Genomic DNA, 26,671 nt, shown 5'->3' with positions numbered 1-26,671 from the left:
ACTCCAACAAAACAAAAAAAAGTGGGTCTAACCCACTTCCAGGTAAAATTCTTTCCAAGAAGCCTAGCGACGAATAGAGTTCCGTCCGTTGCTATGTTCGAGTTTAGCGCAATCAGCTCAGCATTGTGAGGCGATCGCTCTGAAGCTTGTTAGACAAATCACCAACAGATGGCAGGTGGGATTTATCGGGTGGTCGATAGCCCAAGCTTTGGAACGAACCTTTCAGGAGGGAGGATGTCAATGATGAGCAATTTTCCGAATTGCCCTTGTTTGTTCCAAGACTTCCTCTAAGTCTTCCTCAGACAATCGCTCGACATAATTGATTTTGACTTCCTCTAGCAAATCCGTCAGTAAGGATTGAATTTGCTGTAAGGTATGCTTTGCCTGTATTTCTGAGCCTAACGCTTCACTGAGGTGTTTAATCAAACGTTGAAACAGTTGATCCCCAACAGGGTCAGGCTCCATGGCACTATTAAGACCATCGTATAAAGTTTGAGAGATTTCTTTGACTAATCGTTCAGCTAATTGATTTTGTAATTGTTCCATTCCCGGCACATTCTGAAGTCCCTGGTAGGCTGGCAACTGGCTAAGAATTTTAGTAAGGTTGTGTTGTAGCAAAGCTTCTATATCAGGTCGAATTTTTGGGAGAACCTGATAAACCGTTAGCTGAATCATTAAGGTAGAGAGTGCTGCTACTTCATCCGTGTTGTTGAGGTCAATGTAGGGACGTTCGCGTTTTGACAGCAAATTAGCGATATCTCCTTCACGAATTGAGCTTTGAACTTGGTTGATGACTCGAACTACAACCACTTCAGTTAAGTCTTCAGCAATGCTGGCAACAAACCCCTGACTGATTTGCTTCTGGATGCGATCGAGGTCGATTAACTCAGCTTGGTTTAATCGAATCGTTACAGGGATGATACGCAGCCAGCGCCAAAATGGTAGCAGCAGAAAGATATCATACCAACGCCACAGCATGGCATCTAGCCAACTAACACCAGTGCGACGACGGCTAATAAACCAGGTACGCGCCAGAAATTCTAGACCAAATACGACAAAAAATGGAAAGTCAATTACAGCAAAACGATCTACAAATTCGCCATTTTCCCCAATTGGACGGTAGTAGTTGGTTTCGATTAATGGTCGAATTTCTCGGTTGAAAAAATCTAGCTCTCGTTTTGGACTATTTGTTGCTAAGTATTGTTGGCTCCAGAATTGGTTAAAAGCAGCTTTAGAAGAATCCTGTTCATTTTGAACATGCTCACGCATCCGATTTTTAATTCTTTCCAGAGTGCCTGTTTTATTAGCAATCTGAAACGGATTAGCATCAATCATATCAACGCTACGACGGCGCAAATCGGCAAGGATGACTTCTACTTGTTGCGATCGCAATCCTGTCTGACCAATTTGGGTTTCTAAATCCTCCACCCTTTCCAAATACTGTTGGGTATCTCGATAAGGCTCAATACTCTTAAATTGGTCATACCATTCAGTAATTGGAGGTAGGGGAACCTCCAGCGTCAAACCACGAATCTTGATTTTGCCCTGAAGCCAGAAATCCCGTAATGGAATGTAGGTCAAGTCAAACAAAACCAAGAGCAAGTTCACCAACGCCAAAACCGCCATTATTCGTTCAAACCACAGGCTTTGGCGGACTTTACTTCTGCGTTTGGTTAGTTTTTGCAAGGATGACATGGTTGAAAGGAGGAAAACGTTTTACCCTGCCATAGCAGTTTAGACGACGAGGGAAAACCTTGTAGGTTTTATGTAAAAAAAGATGTTGTTTCTGCTGCGTTCGTCGCCTATCGCCAACTCAGTTTATAGTAACCTCCCTAAAGAGTTGCTGATTTGAATTGAGCCGCACAAAAGCCATAGCCAAGAGCGTTTTCCTACCTTGTTCACTGCCTAGATTGCTCTGGAAGTGGTCTTCCCGTTGACTCTGGTAAAGCCGGACGCGGTTGGTACGGCATCGGAATATATTGCACAGAAGGTCGTCCTCCTTGGGGTTGTGGGTATAACTCCATGAGATTGTAGATTGCAGGTGGTAGACCAACAGTGATAGGTAACCCCAGTTCTGTTGCCTCCTCAACCGTGATGGGGTAATCGTGGGTGACTTGCCCCGTAGTCAGGAAATCCACAATCTTGTCGATGTTTTCCGGGGCAATCTTTGGGTTGGGGAAATCATCTTTAAGAAGTGTCCGAACAAACTGCTGTACCTGCTGAATGGCTTTGCGAGAAAGGTCAGCCATGATCAGGGTTTGATCATCAATCTTCTCAATAGGCTTCTGTTCAACCACCTTGAGGACACTCGCTGCTGCCGTTTGACCGAGTTGCGGATCGACAGGCCCAAGGACGGCGTTGGCATCCATCACAATTTCATCCGCTGCCATTGCTAGCATTGTGCCACCGCTCATCGCATAGTGCGGAACGAAGACACTTACTTTGGCGCGGTGACGAATCAGCGCTCTTGCAATCTGCTCGGTCGCCAGCACTAAACCGCCTGGTGTATGCAAAATTAAATCAATAGGTGTCTCAGGAGGCGTCAAGCGAATTGCTCGCAACACCTGTTCAGAGTCTTCAATAGAGATATAGCGTGATAGGGGAATGCCAAGCAAGCTAATCGACTCTTGGCGGTGAATTAGTAAAATTACTCGGCTCTGGCGCTGCTGCTCAAATGAGCGCAGAGTCTGAAGTCGTCGGGTTTCTATCTGACGTTTTTGCCACCCTGGCAAAAAGGATAAGACAGCTAAGAATATCCAGAATAGGTTAGAAAAGTCAAAATTCATCGCTTAAGATGCCCAAAACACAATGACTTTTATTGTTTCAAGTTCTGGCAACTTGAAGCTCTATCTCTGGGGTTAACCGCAAAGCGGGACAAAGACGCAGGGGAGTTTGACGCGGGGAGAACGTCAAAAATCTCCCCGTTTGCTAGTTTTTAGCTTTAATGTTCGCTCACAGTATTATCAGCAACGAAGTTAGATTCTGGTTCATAGTATTGCTCGTAAGACCCAACGAGCGAGGGCTGATGGTCGCATTTCAGGAAGCGAATACGGTAATACCATTGAGCTGGCTGATCGCGATCGCTAACATATTCCATCCCAATGATCACACCGATGTCACAGTAATGATTGCCTAGATCATCTTGCCAATGTATTGCGACGCGATCGCCAAATTGAAATTTGGGTTTGAGGAAATCTGCGATCGGTAGTTGGATTTGCCAGTATTGCGGCGAGTTTAATGCTTGAGCTGTCATGATTAATACAGTCTCCAATGAGTAATTGTTGAGGCTAGAGCCAGCGCCGGGACGTGCAAATCAAAGCGCTGGCTCTTTGGTTATTGTGATAATAGCACTACAAAAAAATATGTGTCAATATAGTTCAATAAACGCTAGATTATCTTAATCAGGACTTACGCACAGACGCGACACATGGTAGGGGCGCAAGGCTTTCATTGGTGTCAACTTAAGACGAGAGCGAATGGAATTCGCGGCTATAAAAACAAAGTCCGCCTACCCTTCGGGAACGCTAACGCGAACGCGGACTAACGGAAAATTAAGATTCTTATAACCCGCGCAGGCGGGTTTTGTTTGTGTAGCTGCGGTTTCAACCGCCAAGCTAACGTTAAGTTGACACCAATGAAGGCTTTGCGCCCCTACAGATGGTGGTTCAAAGATAAATTTGCGTAAGTCCTGTTGATAAAAGTGGGTTGTGGCAGCTTATCCGGAACAAGCCGCGATCGCTTAAATCCCTAAGTTAGGATGGCGTTAACTTGTCGCAGTGCTAGGCAGAGCGGATATGGCGAGAAATTGTTTGCGGATTAATCATGAGGGAGATTCGATTCAACTTTCCTGGCAACGCGGACAATCTAATCCTCGCCCTGCACCATCGGTAACGTTTACGCATCCCTTTGATGAGCAAGCTTTAGCTGACTTGCGCTGGTACCTGGAAGAGTATTTGCGCTTTCCCTATGGACTTGCTCCCGACAATGCGGCAAAGGTCGAGCAAAAGTTTCAAGACTGGGGAGAGCAGTTATTTGAATTAGTATTTCGCAGTAGTGAGCAAGCGCGGCAATTTTTTCAGGCGGCGACTTACGAAGGGCTGAATCAGTGCGAACTGGTGATTACTTCGGATAGTCCAGAGGTGCTGAATTTACCTTGGGAGTTATTGTACTCGCCGAGCGATCGCCAATTTCTCGCACCGTCTTTGGCTGGGATGTCTCGCAGTCTCAGCGACTACACTGTCCGGGCAGAAATGGGCGATTTACCCCAGGATAAGCTGAATATTTTGCTGGTAATTGCTCGTCCTTATGGCGAAAAAGATATTGCTCTGAGAACGATTGCCCGTCCGTTGCTGGCAGCTGTAGCAAATATTCGCCAAAAAGTCAATCTTAAAGTGTTGCGTCCACCCAGCTTTGAGCAGTTTGAGCGGGAACTGAATGCCAATCGCGGGTTTTATCATATCGTTCATTTTGATGGACATGGGGATTTTGACGCCAACAGCATTGGATTTCAGCATACCTTGGGTGCTGCGGGACAGGGATTGTTGGTGTTTGAAAAGAATGATGGTTCCCCCGATATTGTGACGGCGGCACAGATTGCTCAGAATTTGGCAGATTGCCGCGTGCCGATTTTTGTGTTGAATGCTTGCAAATCGGCGCAGGAGGGAGAGGAAAAGTTTTCTTCTGTGGCGACGCGCTTGGTGTCCTTGGGGGCTAAGGGTGTGGTGGCAATGGCGTATTCTGTGTATGCTGAAGCCGCTAAACATTTCATGGGGCGGTTGTATGGGGAGTTGGCGGCAGGTGCGACTCTCGACAGTGCTGTGGCGGCGGGGCGAAAAAACGTTTTGAATAAGCCCCAGCGTCCTAGTCCCAAGGGCGATAAGCCTCTGCAAGATTGGCTGGTGCCGGTGCTGTATCAGCAGGAATCTTACACGCCGTTTATTCCCACAACTACAGATATAGATGTTCTGGATATTGAGGATTTCCTAGAGCCAACGGTTAGCAATTTGGTGGGGTTCCCAGAGGAGGGGGCTTACGGTTTTATTGGGCGAGACTACGATATCTTGCGTTTAGAGCGGGCATTTCGGCAAAACAATATCGTGCTGTTGCAAGGCATGGCTGGCGTGGGCAAAACTGAATTAGCTTGTGGCTTTGCTCGGTGGCTGGAGGAGACTCAGGGACGTACTGGCAAGATTTTCTTTATGTCGTTTGAGCAGGGGGCGACGCTGAGTAATGTGGTGAATCAAGTTGGAAGGGAAGTTTGGGGCGACAAGTTTTCTCAATATCGGGCAGAGCAACAACAGCAAATTGTACTGAACTATCTGAAAACTCAGCCAAGTCTCTTGATTTGGGACAACTTTGAGCCAGTGGGGGGGTTTCCTGCGGGGAATGAGCCGTTGTTGAATGCGACTGAGCGAGACAGTTTGCAGCGGTTTCTCAAAGAGTTGCGTGGCGGGAAATCTTGGGTGTTGATTACCAGTCGCCGCGAGGAGCGTTGGCTGGATCGTATCTACACTTTGCTGAATTTGCAGGGACTGCAAGAGCAGGATGTGGAGGAGTTGGCGGCGGAGATTCTGCAAAGAGCGGGGGTAGACAGGGCAAAACTGCCACCGCAGTATCTGGATTTGTTGAAACTTTTGGGGGGACATCCACTATCTTTGCGGGTGGTATTGCCTCACCTCAAGACGCAGAGTCCAGTGCAGTTGATTGAGGCTTTGCGGCAGGGGTTGAATACTTTTCAGGGTGCGGAAGAGGAAGGCAGAGATAAATCTCTCACTGTTTCCTTAGATTATTCCTTTGCCAAGTTGTCTGAAGGCGCTCGTCAGCATTTGCCCTTTTTAGCCCTATTCTCTGAACGAGTTAATGCTGATTTTCTCCATGCCCTCTCAAACAGTCCAGATGATAACTTTGGACAGGGATATCGGGCTGTCTTTGGGGAGACCTTGCAAAAAGCTCATTGGCTCGGACTGCTCAACGAGGCAGCAGAAGCTGGCATCCTGGAACATCTCGATTTAACCATCTACAAAATTCATCCTGCCCTTCCCTGGTATCTGCGTCAACGGCTATCTGAACAACACGCTGCCCAGGAGGTCAGCGAACTAGAAAAAAAGCTGCTGGTTTTCTACGCATATTTCGCGGATAAATACTATAGAGAACTAATCAGCAATGCTGAACTGGCAAGCTTTGTGCTGCGAATAGAAGAGCCAAACCTGTTGCAAAACTTGCGGCTGGCAGAACAACAGCAGAGCTGGGAATATGCTCAAGCAATTCTACAAGCCTTGGACGAAGTGTATGAACGGATAGGTCGCAAACTTGAATTTAGGGCACTGCGACAACGGGCATTGGATCAAATTGGCATCTATCTGTCAGAAGCAAAGGCGAAGGGGCAAGATGCCTCCAACTTCTGGATGTATTTGCGGGGAGTAGATGCTAACGAGGCTCTAATTGTTGGTGATTTGGAAGGAGCAAGAGCAATTTATCAAGAAATTCTTGATGAGCTTACCTCCTTAGATGACACCTCTGTGAATGACAATATTGCTGTTGCGTATCATCTATTGGGCGTGGTGGCACAGAAGCAACGGCACTTTGAGGAGGCGAAAGCTTTCTACCAACAAGCCCTGCAAATTTATAAAGACGCGGAAGATTGGTCTAAGGCTGCAACTATCTATCACCAACTGGGGAGGGTAGCAGAAGATCAATGGTATTGGGATGAGGCGATTGCTTTCTACCACAATGCCCGGAAAATTTTTGAAGATGCAGGAGATTGGTACTCTTGTGCTAAGGTCTATTACCAATTAGGCAATGTAGCTTATTTGCAACAGCATTGGGATGAAGCAAAACTCTTTTACTACAAATCCCTGAAAATAAAAGAAGATGCTGGGGATTGGTATTCTGCTGCTAATGACTATTACCAACTAGGGTTAGTAGCGCAGAAGAAACGACGATGGGATGAAGCAAAAGACTTTTACCACAAAGCTTTGAAGATAAAAGAAGACGCTGGGGATACTTACAACGCTTCATACCAGTATTACGGATTGGGAGAGATTGCCAAAGAGCAAGGAGATTTTGATAGCGCAGTTGCCTATTTTCAAAAAGCGTTTGCAGCTAGAAGTGCAGCGAATGATTGGTACAAAGCATTCTTAACCATAGCCGTATGGGGTCGAACCCTGGAAACACAAGAAAAATGGATTGAGGCGGTAATAATTTACATTCAAGCTTTAGCAATTAGCATAAAGCATCATCAAGAGTTTGTTGGCGTGTCTGTCCGAAATTTAGGACGAATGTTCAAGGTGATGGGAAAATCCCAATTTGAGGCAGTTTGGCAAGAGGTGATGGGTAAGGAGTGCCCGGAAGAGATACGTTCAGAAATTCAGGCAGCAAGTGAACAAAATGAGGAGTGATATGGACGTTCAATTAAGTACTGATGAAATCAAGGCTAAGCAGCAGCTATTACAGGAGTACGAACCCGCTCAAGAAGCATTCGCCATCCTAGAAAAAAATCAGGGCAGACTAGAGACCAGTTTTGATGAACTTTGGGAGGAGAAAAACGGCAGGCAGACATTCGCTAAAGGCAAATCCCTCTGGAAGGTAATGTTGGGCGAACTCCGCAAAGAACTCTGTGGTGATGATGGGTTTCGCGGCAAAGTCAAGGAATATACCAACAACCCAGGCAGTGCGCCTTTACTCACCGGATTGATAGTCTCCCTCGTCGGTATTGCTGGTGCTAATGGATTACCACTTGACCCGGCAATAGCTACTATTGTTGTTTTGTATATTGTCAAAATTGGACTGAATACGTTTTGCGAATACACAGAACCTGAAACTGACCCTAAACTCCCTGCTGCGGAAGACGAAAAAGAAAAATAAGGGAGCAATGTACTCAGGATAAGGTTGATGGAGAAAGAGCGATCGCGTCCGACTCACTCCAACCAACATTTTTTCAGATAGGATAACAGCAATCTCCGCATTGTCAAAGGGGAAGGAAGGAATATGCAAGCCTACAAACTGAAGGGAACAATCGATTCAGCAGGTAACTTAGTGATTACTGAACCCGTTAAGATGCCACCTGGAGATGTGGAAGTGATTGTCTTGCAGGTAGTTGAGATGGTTGCTAGTTCCACAGTTCCCGATTCCGACTCACTGCCAGAGATGCCGAAGCGACGGACTAAAATCAAAGCTTTGCAAAATTGGTTTGAAAAAACACAGCCTGCACCTCCTGATTTTGACCCAGATGAAGCGCGATGGGAAGCTTTGAAGGAGAAGCATAACCTGTGAAAGTGCTGTTAGACACTAATATCATTGTGGATGTTGCCCTTGAGCGACAGCCCTTTGTTGAGGATAGCGAAATAGTTATATCCCTGGTTGAACAAGGGCAAATAGAAGGCTACATCTCAGCATCCTCTTTTGGGGACCTGTACTACATTATCCGTAAAGAAAAAGGTCGAGATTTAGCCCTTGAGTTTTTGAGGGAAATAGTCACTGTGTGCCAAGTTGCGACAGTAGATATGACCGCAATTAATATGGCTTTAGGTGCTAATTTTAGAGATTTTGAAGACGCAATTCAGAACAGCACGGCTATAGTCAATCAATTAGATGCCATTATTACCCGCAATCCGCAAGATTTTCCAGTTACAACTCCTCGAATTATGACTCCTGAGCAGTTAATTCAGGAGTTAACAAATTCTTAAAGATTACCACCCGGTTAAAGCTACAGCACACTTGGCAATCGCTTTCTCATCCTGGGAACATCTACAATAGCAAGTAAGCGATTGAATGGAGGTCTACCATGCCATCACCTTTTCCCGGCATGAATCCCTATATAGAAAACTCAGAATTATGGTCAGATTTCCATCATCGACTCATTACAGCGATCGCTGACTTATTAGCACCTCAATTAGAACCTAAGTATATTGTCGCTATTGAACGGCGAATTTACGAAGTCATTGGGGAAAATCCTCTGCTAGTTGGGATTCCCGATGTTATGGTACAGCGTCCCCTCAACGCAGAAAATTCGACAACTAATGTCGCTACTTTGTCACCCCCCGCCCAACCGATAACGGTGACAGTTCCCATACCTGAGACGATTAGACAGAGTTATTTAGAAGTGCGGAAGGTGGGAACAAATCAAGTCGTAACCTCTATAGAAATTCTCTCACCCGTCAACAAACGGTCTGGCAAAGGGCGCGAAACTTATGAAGCAAAACGCCAAGATGTATTGGGCAGTTTTACTCATTTAGTGGAAATTGATTTACTCCGGCAGTGGGAGCCATTGCCAATTTTAGAAACGAATATTCAGAGTCGTTATCGCATTTTGGTTAGTCGCAGCGAACACCGACCATTAGCTGATTTGTATACTTTTAATTTACCCGATAAAATTCCGTCATTTCCACTACCTTTGTTATTAGATGATGCCGATCCGATTGTAGATTTAAAAGCCTTATTGGATTTAGTGTACGATCGCGCTGTCTATCGTCTACAAATCAACTACAATTCTGAACCTATCCCAGCACTGACAGAAGCTGAGGCAACTTGGGCAGATGCGCTCCTTAAAGAGCAAGCCTTACGAGCAACATAGGATTTTTTGTTCTTTCACTGCAACAAGAACACCATACTCGAAATTGAACTGAAGATTCTTGCAAACACATAGAGTGAGGGCGAACAGCCGTTCGCCCCTACAAAGTGATTTGACAAGAAAAAGCAATCGCTCTCTTCCTCATCGTGAGATAGTTACCGACGGGCCACGCCATCTTGCCGTGCGGCGCGTTGCACAGCAGCAGCAACGACAGTCACCACTCGCTCATCAAAGACTGAAGGAATAATGTGTTCCCGATCTAAGTCTGTAGCATTTACCAAAGATGCGATCGCACTTGCGGCTTCCAGGTACATATTCGCGGTAATTGTCGAGGCGCGACAGTCTAATGCACCCCGAAAAACACCAGGAAAGGCAAGAACGTTATTAATTTGATTTGGATAATCGCTACGCCCCGTTGCCATAACAGCGACATCATCCATCACTAATTCTGGCTGAATTTCAGGGATCGGATTTGCCATCGCCATGACAATTGGGTTTGCAGCCATCGAGCGTACCATATCAGGAGTAACGACACCAGGGGCGCTGACACCTAAGAACACATCAGAACCAGACATTGCTCCAGCAAGTGTACCAGCCGCTTCAACAGCAAATTCTCGCTTTTGTTCGGTTAAGTCAGGGCGTGTTGTGGAGAGGATGCCTTTGGAGTCACACATCAAAATCGTCTTGGCACCTGCCTTACGCAGTAATCGGGCGATCGCAACTCCAGCAGCGCCTGCACCATTAATCACAATGCGGACATCTTCTATTGATTTATTCACCAACTTCAGGGCATTAATCAACGCAGCAAGGCTGACAATTGCTGTCCCATGTTGGTCATCGTGAAAGACTGGGATATCCATCTCTTGCCGCAATCGCGCTTCAATTTCAAAGCAACGAGGTGCGCTGATGTCTTCAAGATTGACTCCACCGAAGACAGGCGCGATGTTTTTGACGATTTCAATAATCGTGTCTGTATCTTGGGTGGCTAGACAGATCGGAAACGCATCAATCCCTGCAAATTCCTTAAAGAGCATCGCTTTGCCTTCCATGACTGGCAGCGCCGCCTCTGGTCCCAGGTTACCCAAGCCCAATACAGCACTACCATCAGTAACAATAGCAACCATATTGCTTTTGATTGTGAGGGAGTAAACTTGTTCTGGATCTTGCGCGATCGCGTTGCAAATCCGAGCGACTCCAGGGGTATATGCCATTGCCAAATCTCCCTGATTATGCAGTGGCAGTTTGCTTTGCATATGAATTTTGCCACCGCGATGCAGGTTAAATGTGCGATCGTAGACATCGATAGTTTGGATGTCTGGCAGTGCCTTGACAGCTTGCACAATCTGCTCAGCGTGTTCACTACTGGCGGCATCAATGCTAATGTCACGAGTGGAAATCTTACGATTCTGCTCAACGAGCGTAATTTCTCCCAAATTGCCGCCGACTGAAGCGATCGCCTGAGTGACGCTTGCCAACATCCCGGCGCGGTTGGGAACTTCTACACGAATCGTTAAACTAAAACTAGGGTTGGGTGTTAAATGTATCATTCTTTATTGAGGCAAGGAGTTGAAATTTGAGATTTTAGATTGAGTCAAAAATCTCAAACCTCAATCTAAAATAACCCCTAGCCTATAAGAGCGAACCGAAGAGCAATTGTACCCAGTTACACCAGTTGGAGGTGACGTGCCACATTTATGGCAAGTCTCTATACAGAAATCGACATCAATGCGCCAAAGCAACGGGTTTGGCAGATTTTATTCCAAAAAGACAAGTGGAAGTACTGGAACACATTTTTATTCGACTGTGACTCAGATGTGCAATTTCAGCAGGGACAAGAGGTATACCTCTCGCTGCGACGACTTCCTGATGAAGAAGAAACAGAGTTTGAGCCATTGATTACACGAGTTCAGCCCAATGTCTGCCTCAGTTGGGTTTCCTCAATTCCTGGCTTTCGCAATGAGTATGTCTTTGAGCTGCAAGAAATTGGTGTTGGTCGTACTAAATACGTTCACAAGACCAGTTATTCAGGAGTTTTAACTCGTGTGTTTTTGCCGTTTATTCGGGAAGACGAACAGCGCGGTATTAAACGGATGGCGCGGGAGTTGAAGCGGTACGTCGAGCGTTCTTAAGTAAGTGAATCACTCGTGGCAGTAATCAGATCGACCAAGCTATTAATAAGGCGATCGCGCTCCATTGGCAAAATATCCTTACCGTGCAGCATCTCCTGAAGGATTATGAAATGTACAAGTGATCCAATAAAAGTCCGTGCTGCTACTTCTGGATCAGGCAGCCGAAGTTCAGGATGAGAGGCAAGGTATTGAGTGAGAGCATCAATCGTCCGTTTTTCAATGTTACGCACAAAAGATTGGGCTAATTCTGGGAAACGTCCAGACTCCCCAATGATCAGCCGGATGAGGGTGAGAATCTGTGGATCGCTTATGATGTTTTCCAGCATTCCCTTCGCAAAGCTTCGTAGAACACGGCTGGGTTCTTCCTCAAGAGATTGGAGGTTTTGGAGGTTGAATACTGACTTTTTCTGCGCTAATTGCTGGATAAGCGCAGTGAACAATCCTTCTTTGTCTTGAAAGTGGCTGTAGACGGTTGCTTTAGAAACGCCTGCTGCTGCCGCAACTTTGTCCATACTAGTTGCCGCATAACCATGTGCCAAAAACTCTTGCATGGCACCATCCAAGATGGCTTCGGCTTTCTCTGCTGACAATTCCCGCGCTGGGCTTTTGGTCTTTTTCATTTTCTATTTGAGACGACAGGCTAAAAGGATTAGTGCCTAACTGAGAATTCAATCAAGCTACTTTTGCCTGTTTATAGGATACCTCTTGACTTTATTGTACTAAACCGATTAGTTTAGTTGTATAAAAAACTGAACTGTATAGTTTAGGTGCTTAAGATTAAACCAGGAGTTAGCCAATGCTGAATCAGTCGATAGCAAGTGGTTCCCCTTCCTCCCAAACGCAAACGCGCAATCCTCGTTGGATCAGGCTGGCAGTCGCAACAATGCTTTTAGTGGGTGGGGTTGGGGCTTACACCATCCGGCAGTTTCAGTCCTCCCAAGCTGAGACAACCCAAACAGAAGTCAGTGTGCCGGAAGTCAAGACAGTGACAGCACTTGGACGATTGGAGCCAAAGGGAGAGGTGATTAAACTCTCGGCTCCAACCTCTAGTCAAGAAAATCGGGTTGAGCAACTGTTGGTGAAGGAAGGCGATCGCATTAAGGCAGGGCAGGTGATTGCGATTTTGGACAGTCGCGATCGCCTTCAGGCAGCTTTAGAGGAAGCAGAGGAACAGGTGAGAGTCGCCCAGGCAAAACTTGCGATCACTCAAGCTGGATCGAAACGGGGTGAAGTTGAAGCGCAACGAGCGGAGATTGCCCGCTTGGAAGCCGAACGTCAAGGTGATGTTGATGCCCAAGCCGCAATGGTTTCTCGATTGGAATCTCAACGGCGTAACGCCCAAATAGAATACAACCGCTATCAATCGCTGTATCAGCAAGGAGCCATCTCAGCCTCCGAACGCGACAGCAAGCACTTAACCCTGGATACCGCAGAGCAAAGCCTGCAAGAAGCACAAGCCGAGTTGAACCGCACCCGCTCAACCAGTCCGCAAGAACTGAATAAAGCGAGAGCAACCTTGAATCAGATTGCTGAGGTGCGCCCTGTGGATGTGGAAGCTGACAGAGTAGAAGTCCGTCGTGCGATCGCGTCTATGAAGCAGGCAAAGGCAAATCTGGATGAGGCTTATGTGCGATCGCCCCAAGACGGCGTTGTAATGGACATTCATACCCGTGCGGGTGAAGTAGTGTCCGATGACGGCATCGCTGAGATCGGGCAAACCAAACAGATGGTTGCTGTTGCTGAGGTTTATCAAAGTGATGTTAGTAAAGTTCGTCCAGGGCAGCAAGTGCGAGTAACAAGTGATTCCATTCCTGGGGAATTGCAAGGAACAGTTGAGCGAGTTGGTTCACAGGTACGACGGCAAGAAATTGTCAACACCGACCCTAGTACCAACATTGACTCTAGAGTTGTTGAAGTCCATGTCGCACTTAACGATTCCGCTAGCCAAAAAGCCGCTAAGTTCACAAATCTGCAAGTCAAGGTGGAGATCGAACTGTGATTGGATTTATTCAACAACTTCAGCGACGAACGCCCCTCGGCTGGCTGCAACTGAGTCGGGAAAGAAGCCGTCTTTTGGTTGCCTTATCAGGTATTGCCTTTGCCGATGTACTCATGTTCATGCAGATGGGCTTTCAGGCAGCGCTGTACGACAGCAACACCCGCCTCAGTCGTTCGTTGAACACAGACATTGTTTTGCTTAGTCCCCAAGCCCGTAATATGCAAAACTTGTCTACATTTTCGCGACGACGACTGTATCAAGCAATGGATATTCCTGGAGTCAAGTCTGCAGAAGTCTTGCAATCGAATACGATTAACTGGAAGAACCCCCAAACCCGCAAAGAAACCTCGATTCAAATTGTTGGGTTTAACCCTGACCAGCCAGCGTTTGATCTGCCGGAAGTTAACCAACAGTTAAACAAAATTAAGCTGCCAGATAGCGTCCTATTTGATCGGGCGAGTCGAGGAGATTACACAGAAGCGATCGCGCAAGTTGAACAAGGTAAAACCGTAACCACCGAAGTCGAACGGCGCACAATCGCGATTTCTGGTCTTTTTAAATTAGGCGCTTCCTTTGGGGCTGATGGGGTTCTGATGACCAGCGATCAGAACTTTTTGTTGCTATTTCCCAGGCGTGAGGCAGCGAGTATCAATCTTGGTTTGATTTACATTGAACCGGGATATGAGCCGGAACAGGTAGCAATTGCCTTAAAATCCCATCTTCCTGATGATGTCAGAGTGCTGACTCATGAGGAACTGATCCAATTTGAAGAGAACTACTGGAAAACAGGAAGCCCAATTGGTTTCATTTTCAGCTTAGGGGCGGCGATGGCATTTGTTGTCGGTGTAGTGATTGTCTATCAAGTTCTTTCTACCGACGTGAATAGCCACATGAAGGAATACGCCACCTTTAAGGCAATGGGGTATCACAATTCCTACCTACTCGGTGTCGTGTTTGAAGAAGCGATAATCCTTGCTTTCTTGGGCTTTATTCCAGGAACGATATTACCCTTGGGGCTTTACCAACTAGCGGCATCGGCTACAGCCTTACCCATTGCCATGACCTTAAGGCGTGCTGTGCTGGTACTGGTGCTAACAATTATTATGTGTGCCTTGTCTGGTGCGATCGCGACCCGAAAACTCCAATCTGCTGACCCTGCCGATATGTTCTAAAGCCAGCCATGACAACTAATTCCGTCATTTCCATCCAAAATCTCGACCACTACTTCGGTCATAGTCAACTCCGCAAGCAAGTTCTCTTTGATATCAATTTAGAAATTAATGCGGGTGAAATTATCATCATGACGGGTCCCTCTGGTTCTGGCAAAACTACGCTTTTGACCTTGCTAGGGGGTTTACGTTCTGCTCAATCGGGCAGTTTAAAGGTATTGGGAAAAGAACTCTGTGGGGCAAGTCAAAATCAACTGACAGAGGCACGACGCAAACACGGTTACATTTTCCAAGCGCATAATCTACACGGCAGCCTAACTGCCCTCCAGAACGTCAAGATGGGCCTGGAACTGCATAAGAATATCGGCTTAGAAGAGATGCAAACTCGCTCAGCCCAGATGCTAGAGCAAGTGGGATTAGGAAATCGCTTGAATTACTATCCAGATGACTTGTCGGGTGGACAAAAACAACGGGTAGCGATCGCACGCGCCCTCGTCAGCCATCATAAGATTGTCCTAGCCGATGAACCGACTGCTGCCCTTGACAAAAAATCGGGGCGAGATGTGGTAGAGATGATGCAAAAACTCGCCAAAGAACAGGGCTGCACAATTTTGCTAGTGACTCACGACAACCGTATCCTCGACATCGCCGATCGCATTGTCTATATGGAAGATGGTCGTCTAGCCAATAATCCTAAGGCGGCGGCATTAGTGGAATAACCTTAACTTACATCCAGAATTCAGGATTCTCCTGAACACAGCCACTTCTGTATTCTTCTTGCTCAAATTGTAATTGCTGAAGTTGCTCAAGCCATTCAGTAAAACTGTATTGGCTTCAAAAAAAGCTTGTACTATTCATGCTTAGTGCCGTCAGGCATGATTGCTCCTTTCAAGTTAGTATCTCGTAGGGTTACCTGCCTGAGATTAGCATCCAGCAAAACGGCATCAACTAAGATTGCTTCAGTTAGGTTAGACCAGCAAAGTTTAGCGCGGTAGAAATTTGTTCTCGTCAAATCTGCACCCCGTAGGGTTGTCCAACTCACATTTGCTCCGCGTAAGTTAGCCCCAATGAGGATAGCATCTGTCATATTGGTACCATTTGCTTTTGCTCGACTCAGGTCTACCTGACTCAGATTAGCTCCAGTAAAGTTTGCACCATGCAATAAGGCTTTGACGAGATTTGCTCCTTTTAGGTTTATCCCAACTGCGATCGCATTGGTTAAATTCGCCCCTTCCAGACTGGCACCCACTAAAAGAGCATGAGAAAGATTCGTTCGGCTGAGGGTGGTTTCAAATAGTTTTGCCTGACTCAAATCCGCTTCCCGGAGAACCGCTTCACTAAAAATCGCTTCCGTCAGATTCGCTTTAGTGAGATTGGTGCCACTCAAGTTGGATGCTCGCAGACTAGCATCACTCAAGTTGGCTTCACTGAGATTTGCTTTGCTCAGGTTGCTGCCAATTAAGTTCGCTTCCTGTAAGTTAGCGCCTTGTAAGTTCGCTTGAGTGAGGTTCGCTTCCCGTAAATTAGCTCTTTGGAGGGTTGCCCCAGCTAGATTAGCCTGAATGAAGTTCGCTCCTCGTAAATTAGCCTCACTCAGGTCAACTCCAGCGAAAGACAGTCCCTGGAAGTTAGAATTGCGAAAATCTCGTTCTCCTGCTGCGTATTGCTTCAGCAGTGTGCCAACATCCATGATTATCTCTGCCTCGCGTATCGTTTTCAAAAAATGTCAGAAAGATTAATTTTCACCCACTGACAAATCAACAGAAGAATTACTGACAAAATTCGCGAGAATCTACATAACGAGCCAAATAGTCATGTAGTCTGAGACAATCAAAAAATAGCTGACGAGTTGTGGTTACGGTTAGCTGTTTGCTCAACGACTGAATCGGTAAGTCCCTGTTATTGAGCATTGATGTCGCTAACCTCAATACTCACACCGCTGATAGCTGATAGCTAAGGGAAGAACACACCAATGTCGGACAACTTTAGAAGCCGAGTCGTTACTCAGGGCGTCCAGCGATCGCCTAATCGAGCGATGTTACGGGCGGTTGGTTTCCAAGACCAAGACTTTACCAAGCCAATTGTCGGTATTGCCAACGGATACAGTACGATTACGCCCTGCAATATGGGGTTGAATGGGTTGGCACTCCGGGCAGAAGCAGGAATGAGAAGCGCCGGGGCGATGCCCCAGATGTTCGGTACGATTACGATAAGTGACGGAATTTCGATGGGCACGGAAGGGATGAAGTATTCCCTGGTGTCGCGAGAAGTAATTGCCGATTCGATTGAGACTGCCTGCAATGGGCAGAGCATGGATGGGGTCTTGGCAATTGGCGGCTGTGATAAAAATATGCCAGGGGCGATGATTGCGATCGCACGAATGAATATCCCGGCAATTTTTGTCTATGGCGGTACGATTAAACCCGGTCACCACAACGGCAAGGACTTAACAGTTGTGAGTTCGTTTGAAGCCGTAGGACAATTTAGTGCTGGCAAGATTGACGAAACCGAACTGACAGCGGTAGAAAACAAGGCTTGCCCTGGTGCGGGTTCCTGTGGTGGGATGTTTACGGCAAATACAATGTCTTCGGCGTTTGAAGCGATGGGGATGAGCTTGGCTTATTCTTCCACTATGGCGAACGAAGATGCCGAAAAAGCCGATAGTGCTGAAAAATCTGCCTTTGTTTTGGTAGAAGCGATTCGTAAGCAATTAACGCCGAAACAGATTCTTACCCGCAAAGCGTTTGAAAATGCGATCGCCGTAATTATGGCAGTTGGTGGTTCGACTAATGCCGTGTTACATTTACTTGCGATCGCTCATGCGATTGGTGTCGAGTTAACCTTGGATGACTTTGAAACCATTCGCGCCAAAGTCCCTGTACTATGTGACCTAAAACCTTCTGGTAAGTATGTCGCAACCGACTTACACAAAGTTGGTGGTATCCCGCAGGTGATGAAAATGCTCTTGGCGCATGATTTGCTTCATGGTGATGCTCTTACAATCACAGGTCAAACCCTTGCTGAAGTCTTAGCCGATGTTCCAGAGGAACCACCAGCCAATCAAGATGTGATTCATCCTTGGGATAATCCAATCTATGCTCAAGGACACTTAGCCATTTTGCGAGGTAATCTGGCAACAGAAGGCGCGGTGGCAAAAATCACAGGCATCAAAAAGCCACAAATTACTGGCCCGGCACGGGTATTTGAATCCGAGGAAGCCTGTCTGGATGCGATTCTCGCAGGTCAGATTAAAGCAGGTGATGTGATTATTGTCCGCTACGAGGGACCAAAGGGTGGGCCAGGAATGCGGGAAATGCTAGCACCTACTTCTGCGCTTATTGGTGCAGGTTTGGGTGATGCAGTCGGTTTGATTACCGATGGACGCTTTTCCGGTGGTACTTACGGGATGGTAGTTGGTCATGTTGCACCAGAGGCAGCCGTCGGTGGGACAATTGCCTTAGTCCAAGAAGGTGACACCATTACAATTGATTCGCCAGCGCGATTATTACAGCTTCATGTTTCAGATGAGGAATTAGAGCAACGTCGCGCCAACTGGAAACCCTTAAAGCCTCGTTATACAACAGGTGTGCTGGCGAAATATGCCAAGCTTGTTTCTTCTAGCAGTGTCGGTGCAGTAACAGATTTGGGGTTGGATCAAGCCTAATATCACTCAGCAATTAACTGTAGCTGAGATGGTGGATGGGCGTGATCGCACCAGCTATTTTGGGTTGTGGTGAACCATCCTGAGTAATGCGATCGCAAATAACAAGAGTATGGGTTGACGGACTTATGGCTAAGGACGTTGACCCAATTATTATTTGGATAGGATGTGTGATAAGGATTACGCAGATTTGAGCGAGGTAAATCAATGCTGTCTCCCTTCCCCGGTATGAACCCCTATTTAGAACATCATGCCTTGTGGCCAGAGGTTCATCACTGGCTGATTACGCTGATTGCAGAGTCCTTAGTTCCCAAACTGCGACCCAAATACCGAGTTGCTATTGAAAAGCGAGTTTACCAAGCTAGTGGAGAGGAAGATACGCTTCTTGTCGGTATTCCCGATGTGACGGTGCAACGTTCCCAGACTGCAACGAACTCGACAACACAAAATGTTGCCGTTGCCACCCCTCCACTCCAATCTGTGACAGTAACAATCCCTATGCCTGAAACTGTTAGGGAGAGTTACCTGGAGGTGCGAGAGGTGGCGACGAGGGAGGTAGTGTGTGCGATTGAAGTTCTTTCTCGCAAGAATAAACGGACTGGAGAAGGACGCAAGGCATACAAGAAGAATCGTCAGCGGGTGCTTGGTAGCTCAACTCATTTGGTTGAAATTGATTTACTGCGTGCTGGCGAACCAATGCCGATTTTGGAGAATGGTATTCAAAGCGATTATCGGATTTTGGTTAGTCAATGCGATCGCCGTCCTAGCGCCGATTTGTATGCCTTTAATTTGCAAAACGCAATTCCATCATTTCCCTTACCTTTGCGAAAAGAAGATACTGAACCCTTAGTGGATTTGCAGGAGTTGTTAAATGGGGTTTATGACCGGGCAGGTTATGACTTAGTAATAGATTACAGCCACGAACCAGTTCCACCGCTTAAAGAGTCAGATGCCGCTTGGGCTGATGTACTGTTGCGGGAGAAAGGGTTACGCTGATATTGGATTTGTAGAACTAAACATAGACTGGGCTACTCCACTGCGATCGCAACAAGCTGACTTGATACAAACGCTGAAATTTTTGTAGTTGCTACATTTTAAAAATTGATTTAGACAAATGTTTTATCAAGTACTTAATTCTTAGCCTGTTATAGTTCCAATAGCGAAAACCTGACTAAGCAAAAGGATTTTACTCAAGTAGCGAGTAAAAAAAAGAACCGATATACTAATGACAAATATCAGTAATTAAGCTAGCAAAATTAGTAGATAGAGCAGTGAGTTTAATTGCCTAAGCCTTTTGCGTTTATAGTACAATTGTACTGATTTTCCTGAAGTTTAAAGTCAGTAAGAGTTTAGTTTTAGCTTAAACCTATAGGTCATCTTTAGCTCAGAGTTCTGAGCTTAAAGATGAAATATAATCATGAAGATTGTCTTGCCCTTCTTGAAGACATTATGTGGAGTGGAACTCCTCAATGCCCCTATTGCCAATCAACTAATTCTACGGCTATAAAAAAAGAACACAGATATCACTGTAACGCCTGTTTTAATTCATATAGCGTTACAGTTGGTTCTCTTTTTCACAAAACTAGGGTGGATTTACAGAAGTGGTTTTTGGCAATTCAACTTATCTTGAATTCTCAAGAAGGTATCAGTGGGCGTCAACTTGCTAAAAAAATTGGCGTTAACAGGAATACAGCAGCTTACATGATTGCACGTATTCGCAAGGCGATGCTAGAAGACTACAAATTAATACAGAAGATTATGCAAATTGATCTACGGGAGTAATTATATGAACTGGAAAAATTCAAAAGTAGCTTCTTATTTAGCTTTTTTTTATAGCATTGCTGTTTTTATCTTCGGGCTATGGCTTGGTGGGTTTAACTTTAATAACCTAGTTACTGTCTTTAAGCCAACAACCAGTCTGACATCCCATAGTACACCTAATTCACCATTGTTGAATGTATTACTTAGTAGTCTATTCTCTGGCGGAGTGATGTTTATGTTTATTGAGGCAGTGATAAAGGCAGAAGCAGAGAAGGAATCGCGGCTCAAACTAGGAGAATTCCATGTCAAATTATCAGACTTAGTAGATAGCATCCTAAAAGAATTAGATTCTTTGGATATTCCTCCGGTTGAGCGTGGAAAACACCGGAAAAAGCTCGAAAGAATTAAAAAAGAGAACATTGAAGTATACATTAACAAAAAAACCGCTTCTTTAGAACTTGTAGAATGGCTAGATCAAAAGTTGGAGGGCTTTCCTAATGGATCGCTTTTAGCAGATAGAGCAAGTTATAAGGCAATCATGAAATATAGAATACCGGAAGGTAAAGACCAAGATTCATTCAAGGATAACATTCGCTGCTGTATGTGTTGGTTGCGAGATAGTCTAGAAGCTTTTGCCGCCTGTGACTTGTCTATGGAAGATTTAGAGTTACTAGCTTCAGCCATCCCTCATCTAACTGATGGTGTTAAACCTTATGAGTATGCATTAGATGCTATTCAATTAAAACTAGAAGCTCAGTCTAGTCAAACAGGTGTGGCTAAAGATTTAATTGATGATCTAAAACTAACACTAAAGTCATATTTACCTACTCGGAATTAGAATAGATTGAGCATTTTGACAAAGACAAATAGCTTGATTAACTCCCCAAAATAAGTTTGATTGCATCAGACAGTCTACCGGATAAAGACTGAGGTGAATTTGGCATATAAGGGTTATCTTGATATCTTAGAAGATTTGCTTTAGGTCTTGGCATACTACCTAATTTTTGTTTTTCTATATCTATAAACTCATCAAGTTCCTGGATTGAAGAAAGAAGCTTATAATAACTCTCTTGATCTGATAATACTTCTGGTGAATTCAGAAAATCTAAAATGGGTTCTAGGGCTTCTTCAAGCTGCGACAAAAGCTCTAAAGAGTAGTCTCTGCTAGGAAGATTATTTGATGACATTTTCTTGATTGAAATCTAGATTTTTAGGTAAGAATATCCAATGTTTGCGAAACTTAGTAAAAAGTGTTCCCGCGTGTTTGAATAATATTTCGTTACTTCTAGAAAGTCACTTCCATTGACTATGGCACTTTGGGTTGATGAGGTTGTTTTTATTTAGAGCAAAATTAAGCAGCTCAGAGTTCGTATGGATAACCTCGATCTCACTCTCAGTTCCCCTTAGAGGGAAGTAGGAACTTCATTCAATTCGTCTTCTCAAGCGATGACATTAACAGCATTCTTGCTAAGCTCGATCACGATCGCGCTACTCTACTGGTATGAAATAGGCGATCGCACTAAGATGGGTTTGAGTTACCTAGAGGTGGCAAATGATTCAGGAATATCTCCAAAAGGCGATGGAAGCAGCACACTATGAGCTTCTTGAGGATAACGAAGGCTTTTACGGGGAAATCCACAATGCATCTGGAGTATGGGCGACAGGCACTACGCTAGAAGCCTGCCGCAAGGAACTATTAGAAGTGCTAGAAGAGTGGATAGTCCTTGGTGGTGAATTCCTATAAGTATCAACAGTACTTACCCTCTCCAGAAAGTCATTACCGTTTACTAGGACACTGCAACAAGTTGATTCTAAAAACTGAAGTTTCAGTCGGCTAAACTTTAATCGTATTCAAAATAATCCCTTACTAAGCGATCGCATCCTTTCCACAAGACGCGATCGCTTATTCCCTTCTTGTGGCGAATGAGCGAAACCGCTACTTCTGTTCTGGATGACTTGCTTCTGGTGCGGCTGCTCCCATCTCGCTAATTGTATTGATCATTTGGTAGAGGCGTCCCGTATCTCGTCGATTGAAGTAAAGAAGAAGGCGAGGGAGTTCAGCCGTTTCATCTGGTGTTTCTTGAGGTAAAGCCGAACTTTTTTCAATTCGTCCTTTCACTAAGATGTCGCTGAAATCTTCATTCAGCCGCTCAACATCAGCATCTGATAACTCTAATTTGAGACGCATCACTAACCGATCGCCAACGTAACGGCTGGAGTGATAAACACGGTAAAAGTTGTTAATCGCCTCATAAGCGACATCTAAGTTATCGGTAACGGTATAAAGGCATGAATCCTCTGGACTTACCAAGCCACGTTGAACTAAATGCTTACGAACATAAGCATCCCAATCTTGCCAGTAGGTGCCACCCGCCTGATCAATTAACACCAATGGTACTGGACCCGATCGCCCAGTTTGGCAAAGCGTTAAGCACTCAAATGCTTCATCCTGGGTACCAAAACCACCGGGAAAAAGTGCGATCGCATCACTTTCTCTCAGGAAAAATAGCTTACGTGTGAAGAAATACTTAAAATTTATCAGCTTCGGGTCACCTGCAATAAATGGATTCGCCCCTTGCTCAAAAGGCAACTCAATATTTAGACCAAAAGACTTTTCCGCACCAGCACCGACGTTTCCCGCCTCCATAATGCCGCCACCAGCACCCGTCATTACCATAAATCCCTGTTGCGTCAAATAACGCGCAAACTCAGCCGCCAGCTTATATTCCGGAGTCTCTGGTGCAAGCCGTGCTGAACCAAAAATTGTTACTTTCCGAACATGTCGATACGGATAAAAAACTTGAAACGCCCGCTCCATATCCTCTATGGAGGCAGTTAAAATTTTCCAGTCCAGACGGTCAATCTCCTCCTCAGTTAGCCGCATGATGACAGCTAGGGCACGCTGAATCCATTTCCCATGTTCCAGAGTAGGTAACTGCTCAATCAGTGCCGCTAAATCTGTTTGAAGTGACTTGAGGGCATGGTCAGAAGGAGATAGAGTCATGACTTCACTACAATAGGAGCATTCTATTCTATCGAGATTCGCCAAAGCCTGTGGAAGCGTTGTAGTAATCGGCACTTATCCCTGCCAGAATACTGGCAGAAGTTCATACCCATTAAAAAGCGCCTTAATTTTGATGCTTAAGGCGCCTTTGATGGTATTAAAAATTGTTAAGTTAACCCTGATGACGGATCGACTGAACAGTAACTCAAGAAACAGAGCTTATTATCTCAAGGTAGGCTCAATAATATTGTCCTAGCCTTACTTCATGGCTATAGATGTTCCTCTCGTACACCCGCTTAACTTTGTAGCTAATTAGAGGTATTTTTCTAAGGTGTTCGCCAACGTTGTTTTGGGCACTGCACCTACTACCATATCTACCCGCTGACCACCTTTAAAAATCATTAAAGTTGGGATACTGCGGATACCATACTGACTTGCGACGTTAGGATTTTCGTCAGTGTTGAGTTTAACGACTTTGATCTGACCATCGTATTGCTGCGCGATTTCATCCACAACAGGCGCAACCATCCGACAGGGACCACACCAGGGCGCCCAAAAATCAACTAAAACGGGAACTTCACTTTCAAGTACGTCTTGCTTGAAACTGGCATCTGTAACTTGTACGGCTGCTGACATGCCTGGAAATCCTTGCGTGTACTGTTTCTATGTATCTAAGGAATTCTACCATAGTAAAAACCCTGGACATATACCCTAAAACGTATACATTTAGACATAAACTTGAGTCTACTCGACCTAATATTTCCAGGCACTATTACAATCCTAAAAATAAAAGGAACCGCCCGAACGCAGTCCGGGCGGAGTGTGGTGTGAGGAGTGAACGGAAACATTCGTCTCCGCTATCTACTATTGTAAGCGACAGCTTTAGTTTTTCTAGTGATTGACAAGCGAGTCCGGAGATTTTTTCTCGTTGTCTTCTGTGCCTATTTCTCCTTCAATAGGTAGCTAGGGCAGCGCGGCAGAAATAAGTAACCAGTTAACAACGGAGCCAAAAGTAAAAAGTATAAGCCTTTGTTCCTTCTGCCCTCTGCCCTCTACCTTATGCCTTTTTGTACTAGCTTATTTACCCATCCCTAATTGCTGCGCTTTCTGGTAAACCTTTCCTTCGGTTAGCAGAGAAGGGGCAATGATCACTTCGACTTGCTGCATCTCTTTGAGATTTTTGGCTCCTAATGTTCCCATGCTGGTTTTCAAGGCTCCTAAAAGGTTGTGGGTGCCATCATCGAGTTGTGCAGGGCCAATGAGAATCTGCTCTAGGGTGCCAGTGCTACCAACCTGGATGCGGGTACCGCGAGGAAGGACAGGACTCGGCGTTGCCATGCCCCAATGAAACCCTTGCCCTGGTGCTTCTTTTGCTCTGGCAAATGGAGAACCTATCATAACACCATCTGCACCACAGGCAATGCATTTGCAGATGTCGCCACCTGTAATTAAGCCGCCATCAGCAATTACAGGCACGTAGTTACCCGTCTCATTGTAGTAGTCGTCACGGGCAGCAGCACAGTCAGCAACGGCTGTTGCTTGGGGTACACCCACGCCTAAGACACCACGAGACGTACACGCTGCACCGGGGCCAATACCAACTAAAACGCCAGAAGCTCCAGCCTTCATCAAGTTGAGGGCAACGTCGTAAGTGACACAATTACCCAAAATCACTGGAATTGGCATATCTTGACAAAATTGCGCCAAATCTAAGGGAGTGATTGACTCCGGGGAGAGGTGAGCGGTGGTAACGACTGTCGCTTGCACAAAAAATAAATCAGCACCAGCAGAAGCAACAACTTCGCCGTATTTCATCGCACCTGCTGGTGTTGCACTCACAGCAGCAATTCCGCCTTGGTTCTTGATTTCCTGAACCCGTTGTGTGATGAGTTCTGGCTTAATTGGCTCTGCATAGAGTTCCTGCATGAGGGCAACGAACTCAGTCTTCCCGACTGATGCAATGCGGTTAAGTACTGGTGAAGGGTCAGCATAGCGGGTTTGAATGCCTTCTAGATTCAAAACCCCCAGCGCCCCTAGCTGAGACAGAAGCACTGCCATCCGCACATCGACCACTCCATCCATCGCACTCGCAATAATCGGAATTTCTCGCTCAATGCCACCAATTCGCCAGCGAGTGTCTGCCAAACTAGGGTCTAGTGTTCTATTCCCCGGCGATAAGGCAATTTCATCAATTCCGTAAGCTCTGCGAGCTGTCTTGTTGCGCCCAATTTGAATATCCACAGCGTCTACCCGTTCCCATAACTATTAGGTGCTAGCGTATCAAATTGCAGGGGTGATTTGTCTTAAGCTGCCAAAGCGCCAAGGCTTGTCGAGCAGTTCCCCTGATATCTACAACAAATTCGGCTGGAATGTCTAACCACGACTTCCAGCACCAAGACTTATCTTGACACCAATGACGATTGGGCACCGTTATCGCGAACTGTCTTGAACCAAGGGGAAAACGCTATAGTTCCACTCTCCTTGAACTCAACAAAAACATCAATTCGCTCACAATGAGAAACCAAATTCTAGAAACCCTCATTACTACCTTAGAGCCAATAGATTTTGTTTTAGCGTTTTGGCAGGGAGGTTCAGCCGCACATGGATTCACCGATGAGTGGTCAGACCTTGATATTGTGGTCATTGTGGAGGATGGTCACGTTGAAGAAACATTTTCGATAGTTGAACAAGGTCTTTCAACACTCTTTGAAATTCGCTTCAAGCTCAGAATACCTGAACCAACATGGCATGGTCATTCTCAATGCTTCTATCAGTTAGAAGGAGTCAGTCCTTTCTTGATGATTGATTTTGTGGTGATGCAGCGGAGTAACCCTAACCACTTTTTAGAGGTGGAACGACATGGAAGGAGCGTGATTGGTTTTGATAAAGCGGCTCTTCTTGTTCCTACGGCTTTGAATAAACGTGAGCATTTCTCGAAGATGAAGGAAAGATTCATCTACCTGAAAATGGATTTTCATTTAACCCAAACCTTGCTCAAAAAAGAGATGAATCGCGGACGTTGGATAGAGTCTGTCTCTAACTACCACGCTTGGACTCTTCAACCTCTAATTGAGCTGCTCAATATGATATATAGACCGTATCGATACGATTTTAGGGTGAAGTATTTTAGTCGAGATTTACCGCATGAAGTCGTAGTGCAAGTAGAGCCACTTTATTCTGTAGTAGACTTAGCCGATCTTGCAAAAAAACAGCAACTCGCAGAAGCTCTTTTTGTAGAAACCTTACCTCGTGTAGAAGAGGCGCTTCAGAGATTTAGCAATATTGATTAACAAATAGCCTCGCTCAAGACTTTTGAAGAAATAGGAAGAAGTGATATAATTTTAAGCCTGCTGGAAAAGCTAGTACTACGCTGTTCAGCA

At 45.5% G+C, this 26,671-nt stretch carries 29 protein-coding genes; 15 read left to right on the top strand and 14 right to left on the bottom strand.

What is annotated here, in order from left to right:
• Positions 1-112: 112 nt before the first annotated feature.
• The 4 genes from H6F98_RS34235 to H6F98_RS26620 form a co-directional block, all read right to left on the bottom strand.
• Entirely contained in the window at positions 113-241 is a 129-nt protein-coding gene (locus H6F98_RS34235) for a hypothetical protein (RefSeq protein ID WP_277927615.1), read from the bottom strand.
• A complete protein-coding gene (locus tag H6F98_RS26630) occupies positions 238-1,695 on the bottom strand; it encodes a hypothetical protein (protein ID WP_192221719.1) in 1,458 nt (485 codons plus the stop codon). The genes H6F98_RS34235 and H6F98_RS26630 overlap by 4 nt, the downstream gene beginning before the upstream one ends.
• A 203-nt stretch (positions 1,696-1,898) precedes the next feature.
• Positions 1,899-2,786 (bottom strand): SDH family Clp fold serine proteinase, encoded by an 888-nt coding sequence (locus H6F98_RS26625; protein ID WP_192221718.1) that lies wholly within the window; start codon positions 2,784-2,786, stop codon positions 1,899-1,901.
• A 155-nt stretch (positions 2,787-2,941) separates the two neighbouring features.
• Positions 2,942-3,253, bottom strand: a complete 312-nt coding sequence (locus H6F98_RS26620; protein ID WP_192221717.1) for a hypothetical protein — start codon at positions 3,251-3,253, stop codon at positions 2,942-2,944.
• A gap of 541 nt (positions 3,254-3,794) precedes the next feature.
• Here H6F98_RS26620 and H6F98_RS26615 point away from each other — a divergent pair.
• The 5 genes from H6F98_RS26615 (at position 3,795) to H6F98_RS26595 (ending at position 9,571) form a co-directional block, all read left to right on the top strand.
• Entirely contained in the window at positions 3,795-7,397 is a 3,603-nt protein-coding gene (locus H6F98_RS26615; RefSeq protein WP_192221716.1) for a tetratricopeptide repeat protein, read from the top strand.
• Position 7,398: 1 nt separating this feature from the next.
• Entirely contained in the window at positions 7,399-7,863 is a 465-nt protein-coding gene (locus tag H6F98_RS26610; RefSeq protein WP_192221715.1) for a hypothetical protein, read from the top strand.
• A gap of 123 nt (positions 7,864-7,986) precedes the next feature.
• The gene (locus H6F98_RS26605) at positions 7,987-8,271 is read left to right on the top strand and encodes a hypothetical protein (protein WP_192221714.1); all 285 of its coding nucleotides are present in this window, start codon (positions 7,987-7,989) and stop codon (positions 8,269-8,271) included.
• Complete coding sequence (locus H6F98_RS26600) at positions 8,268-8,684, top strand: PIN domain-containing protein (protein ID WP_192221713.1); 417 nt, start codon at positions 8,268-8,270, stop codon at positions 8,682-8,684. The genes H6F98_RS26605 and H6F98_RS26600 overlap by 4 nt, the downstream gene beginning before the upstream one ends.
• A gap of 98 nt (positions 8,685-8,782) precedes the next feature.
• Positions 8,783-9,571, top strand: coding sequence for a DUF4058 family protein (locus H6F98_RS26595; protein ID WP_192221712.1), 789 nt, complete (start codon positions 8,783-8,785; stop codon positions 9,569-9,571).
• Positions 9,572-9,723: 152 nt separating this feature from the next.
• Here the strand turns inward: H6F98_RS26595 and H6F98_RS26590 are convergent, their stop codons facing one another.
• On the bottom strand, positions 9,724-11,115 hold the full coding sequence (locus H6F98_RS26590; RefSeq protein WP_192221711.1) for a malic enzyme-like NAD(P)-binding protein: 1,392 nt from the start codon (positions 11,113-11,115) through the stop codon (positions 9,724-9,726).
• A 147-nt stretch (positions 11,116-11,262) separates the two neighbouring features.
• On the opposite strand from H6F98_RS26590, the gene H6F98_RS26585 reads away from it, so the two are divergent.
• Positions 11,263-11,697, top strand: a complete 435-nt coding sequence (locus tag H6F98_RS26585) for an SRPBCC domain-containing protein (RefSeq protein ID WP_192221710.1) — start codon at positions 11,263-11,265, stop codon at positions 11,695-11,697.
• On the opposite strand, the gene H6F98_RS26580 is transcribed toward H6F98_RS26585, so the two are convergent.
• Entirely contained in the window at positions 11,694-12,317 is a 624-nt protein-coding gene (locus tag H6F98_RS26580; RefSeq protein ID WP_192221709.1) for a TetR/AcrR family transcriptional regulator, read from the bottom strand. The two genes, H6F98_RS26585 and H6F98_RS26580, sit on opposite strands and share 4 nt — an antisense overlap.
• A 176-nt stretch (positions 12,318-12,493) precedes the next feature.
• Here H6F98_RS26580 and H6F98_RS26575 point away from each other — a divergent pair, with 176 nt between their 5' ends.
• From H6F98_RS26575 to H6F98_RS26565, 3 genes are read left to right on the top strand one after another with little or no spacing between them, the layout of a single operon-like run.
• On the top strand, positions 12,494-13,696 hold the full coding sequence (locus H6F98_RS26575; RefSeq protein WP_192221708.1) for an ABC exporter membrane fusion protein: 1,203 nt from the start codon (positions 12,494-12,496) through the stop codon (positions 13,694-13,696).
• Positions 13,693-14,868: an ABC transporter permease DevC gene (gene devC, locus H6F98_RS26570; protein WP_192221707.1), complete on the top strand. Its 1,176-nt coding sequence runs from the start codon at positions 13,693-13,695 to the stop codon at positions 14,866-14,868. Before H6F98_RS26575 ends, devC begins: the two co-directional genes overlap by 4 nt.
• Positions 14,869-14,876: 8 nt before the next feature.
• Entirely contained in the window at positions 14,877-15,584 is a 708-nt protein-coding gene (locus H6F98_RS26565; protein WP_192221706.1) for a DevA family ABC transporter ATP-binding protein, read from the top strand.
• A gap of 131 nt (positions 15,585-15,715) precedes the next feature.
• Here the strand turns inward: H6F98_RS26565 and H6F98_RS26560 are convergent, their stop codons facing one another.
• Entirely contained in the window at positions 15,716-16,585 is an 870-nt protein-coding gene (locus tag H6F98_RS26560; RefSeq protein WP_313929949.1) for a pentapeptide repeat-containing protein, read from the bottom strand.
• Between the two features lie 49 nt (positions 16,586-16,634).
• Positions 16,635-16,775, bottom strand: coding sequence for a hypothetical protein (locus H6F98_RS26555; RefSeq protein ID WP_192221704.1), 141 nt, complete (start codon positions 16,773-16,775; stop codon positions 16,635-16,637).
• Between the two features lie 62 nt (positions 16,776-16,837).
• Here H6F98_RS26555 and ilvD point away from each other — a divergent pair, with 62 nt between their 5' ends.
• On the top strand, positions 16,838-18,529 hold the full coding sequence (gene ilvD, locus H6F98_RS26550; protein ID WP_192221703.1) for a dihydroxy-acid dehydratase: 1,692 nt from the start codon (positions 16,838-16,840) through the stop codon (positions 18,527-18,529).
• 13 nt (positions 18,530-18,542) lie between these two features.
• Here ilvD and H6F98_RS26545 read toward each other — a convergent pair whose 3' ends face one another.
• Positions 18,543-18,734 (bottom strand): hypothetical protein, encoded by a 192-nt coding sequence (locus H6F98_RS26545; RefSeq protein ID WP_192221702.1) that lies wholly within the window; start codon positions 18,732-18,734, stop codon positions 18,543-18,545.
• On the opposite strand from H6F98_RS26545, the gene H6F98_RS26540 reads away from it, so the two are divergent.
• From H6F98_RS26540 to H6F98_RS26530, 3 genes are all read left to right on the top strand, one after another.
• The gene (locus H6F98_RS26540) at positions 18,734-19,522 is read left to right on the top strand and encodes a DUF4058 family protein (protein WP_192221701.1); all 789 of its coding nucleotides are present in this window, start codon (positions 18,734-18,736) and stop codon (positions 19,520-19,522) included. The two genes, H6F98_RS26545 and H6F98_RS26540, sit on opposite strands and share 1 nt — an antisense overlap.
• Positions 19,523-19,930: 408 nt before the next feature.
• Positions 19,931-20,308, top strand: a complete 378-nt coding sequence (locus H6F98_RS26535; RefSeq protein WP_192221700.1) for a transposase — start codon at positions 19,931-19,933, stop codon at positions 20,306-20,308.
• Between the two features lie 4 nt (positions 20,309-20,312).
• Positions 20,313-21,125 carry a hypothetical protein gene (locus H6F98_RS26530; RefSeq protein ID WP_192221699.1) on the top strand — a complete coding sequence of 271 codons (813 nt, stop codon included), beginning with the start codon at positions 20,313-20,315 and terminating at the stop codon, positions 21,123-21,125.
• Positions 21,126-21,162: 37 nt separating this feature from the next.
• On the opposite strand, the gene H6F98_RS26525 is transcribed toward H6F98_RS26530, so the two are convergent.
• Positions 21,163-21,474 (bottom strand): hypothetical protein, encoded by a 312-nt coding sequence (locus H6F98_RS26525; protein ID WP_192221698.1) that lies wholly within the window; start codon positions 21,472-21,474, stop codon positions 21,163-21,165.
• Positions 21,475-21,839: 365 nt separating this feature from the next.
• Between H6F98_RS26525 and H6F98_RS26520 the strand changes: the two genes are divergently transcribed.
• On the top strand, positions 21,840-22,031 hold the full coding sequence (locus H6F98_RS26520; protein WP_192221697.1) for a type II toxin-antitoxin system HicB family antitoxin: 192 nt from the start codon (positions 21,840-21,842) through the stop codon (positions 22,029-22,031).
• A gap of 192 nt (positions 22,032-22,223) precedes the next feature.
• Here the strand turns inward: H6F98_RS26520 and H6F98_RS26515 are convergent, their stop codons facing one another.
• The 4 genes from H6F98_RS26515 to H6F98_RS33145 form a co-directional block, all read right to left on the bottom strand.
• Positions 22,224-23,291, bottom strand: coding sequence for an LOG family protein (locus H6F98_RS26515; protein ID WP_192221696.1), 1,068 nt, complete (start codon positions 23,289-23,291; stop codon positions 22,224-22,226).
• A gap of 312 nt (positions 23,292-23,603) precedes the next feature.
• A complete protein-coding gene (gene trxA, locus H6F98_RS26510) occupies positions 23,604-23,927 on the bottom strand; it encodes a thioredoxin (protein WP_192221695.1) in 324 nt (107 codons plus the stop codon).
• 441 nt (positions 23,928-24,368) lie between these two features.
• On the bottom strand, positions 24,369-25,532 hold the full coding sequence (locus H6F98_RS26505; RefSeq protein WP_192221694.1) for a GuaB3 family IMP dehydrogenase-related protein: 1,164 nt from the start codon (positions 25,530-25,532) through the stop codon (positions 24,369-24,371).
• Positions 25,533-25,563: 31 nt separating this feature from the next.
• Positions 25,564-25,719 carry a hypothetical protein gene (locus tag H6F98_RS33145; RefSeq protein WP_206759680.1) on the bottom strand — a complete coding sequence of 52 codons (156 nt, stop codon included), beginning with the start codon at positions 25,717-25,719 and terminating at the stop codon, positions 25,564-25,566.
• Between the two features lie 85 nt (positions 25,720-25,804).
• Between H6F98_RS33145 and H6F98_RS26500 the strand changes: the two genes are divergently transcribed.
• Complete coding sequence (locus H6F98_RS26500; RefSeq protein WP_192221693.1) at positions 25,805-26,581, top strand: nucleotidyltransferase domain-containing protein; 777 nt, start codon at positions 25,805-25,807, stop codon at positions 26,579-26,581.
• Positions 26,582-26,671 lie beyond the last annotated feature (90 nt).

The sequence above is a fragment of the Microcoleus sp. FACHB-SPT15 genome, assembly GCF_014849525.1.
Classification (GTDB): domain Bacteria; phylum Cyanobacteriota; class Cyanobacteriia; order Cyanobacteriales; family Coleofasciculaceae; genus Symplocastrum; species Symplocastrum torsivum.
This window is presented reverse-complemented; position numbering and strand designations above follow the sequence as displayed.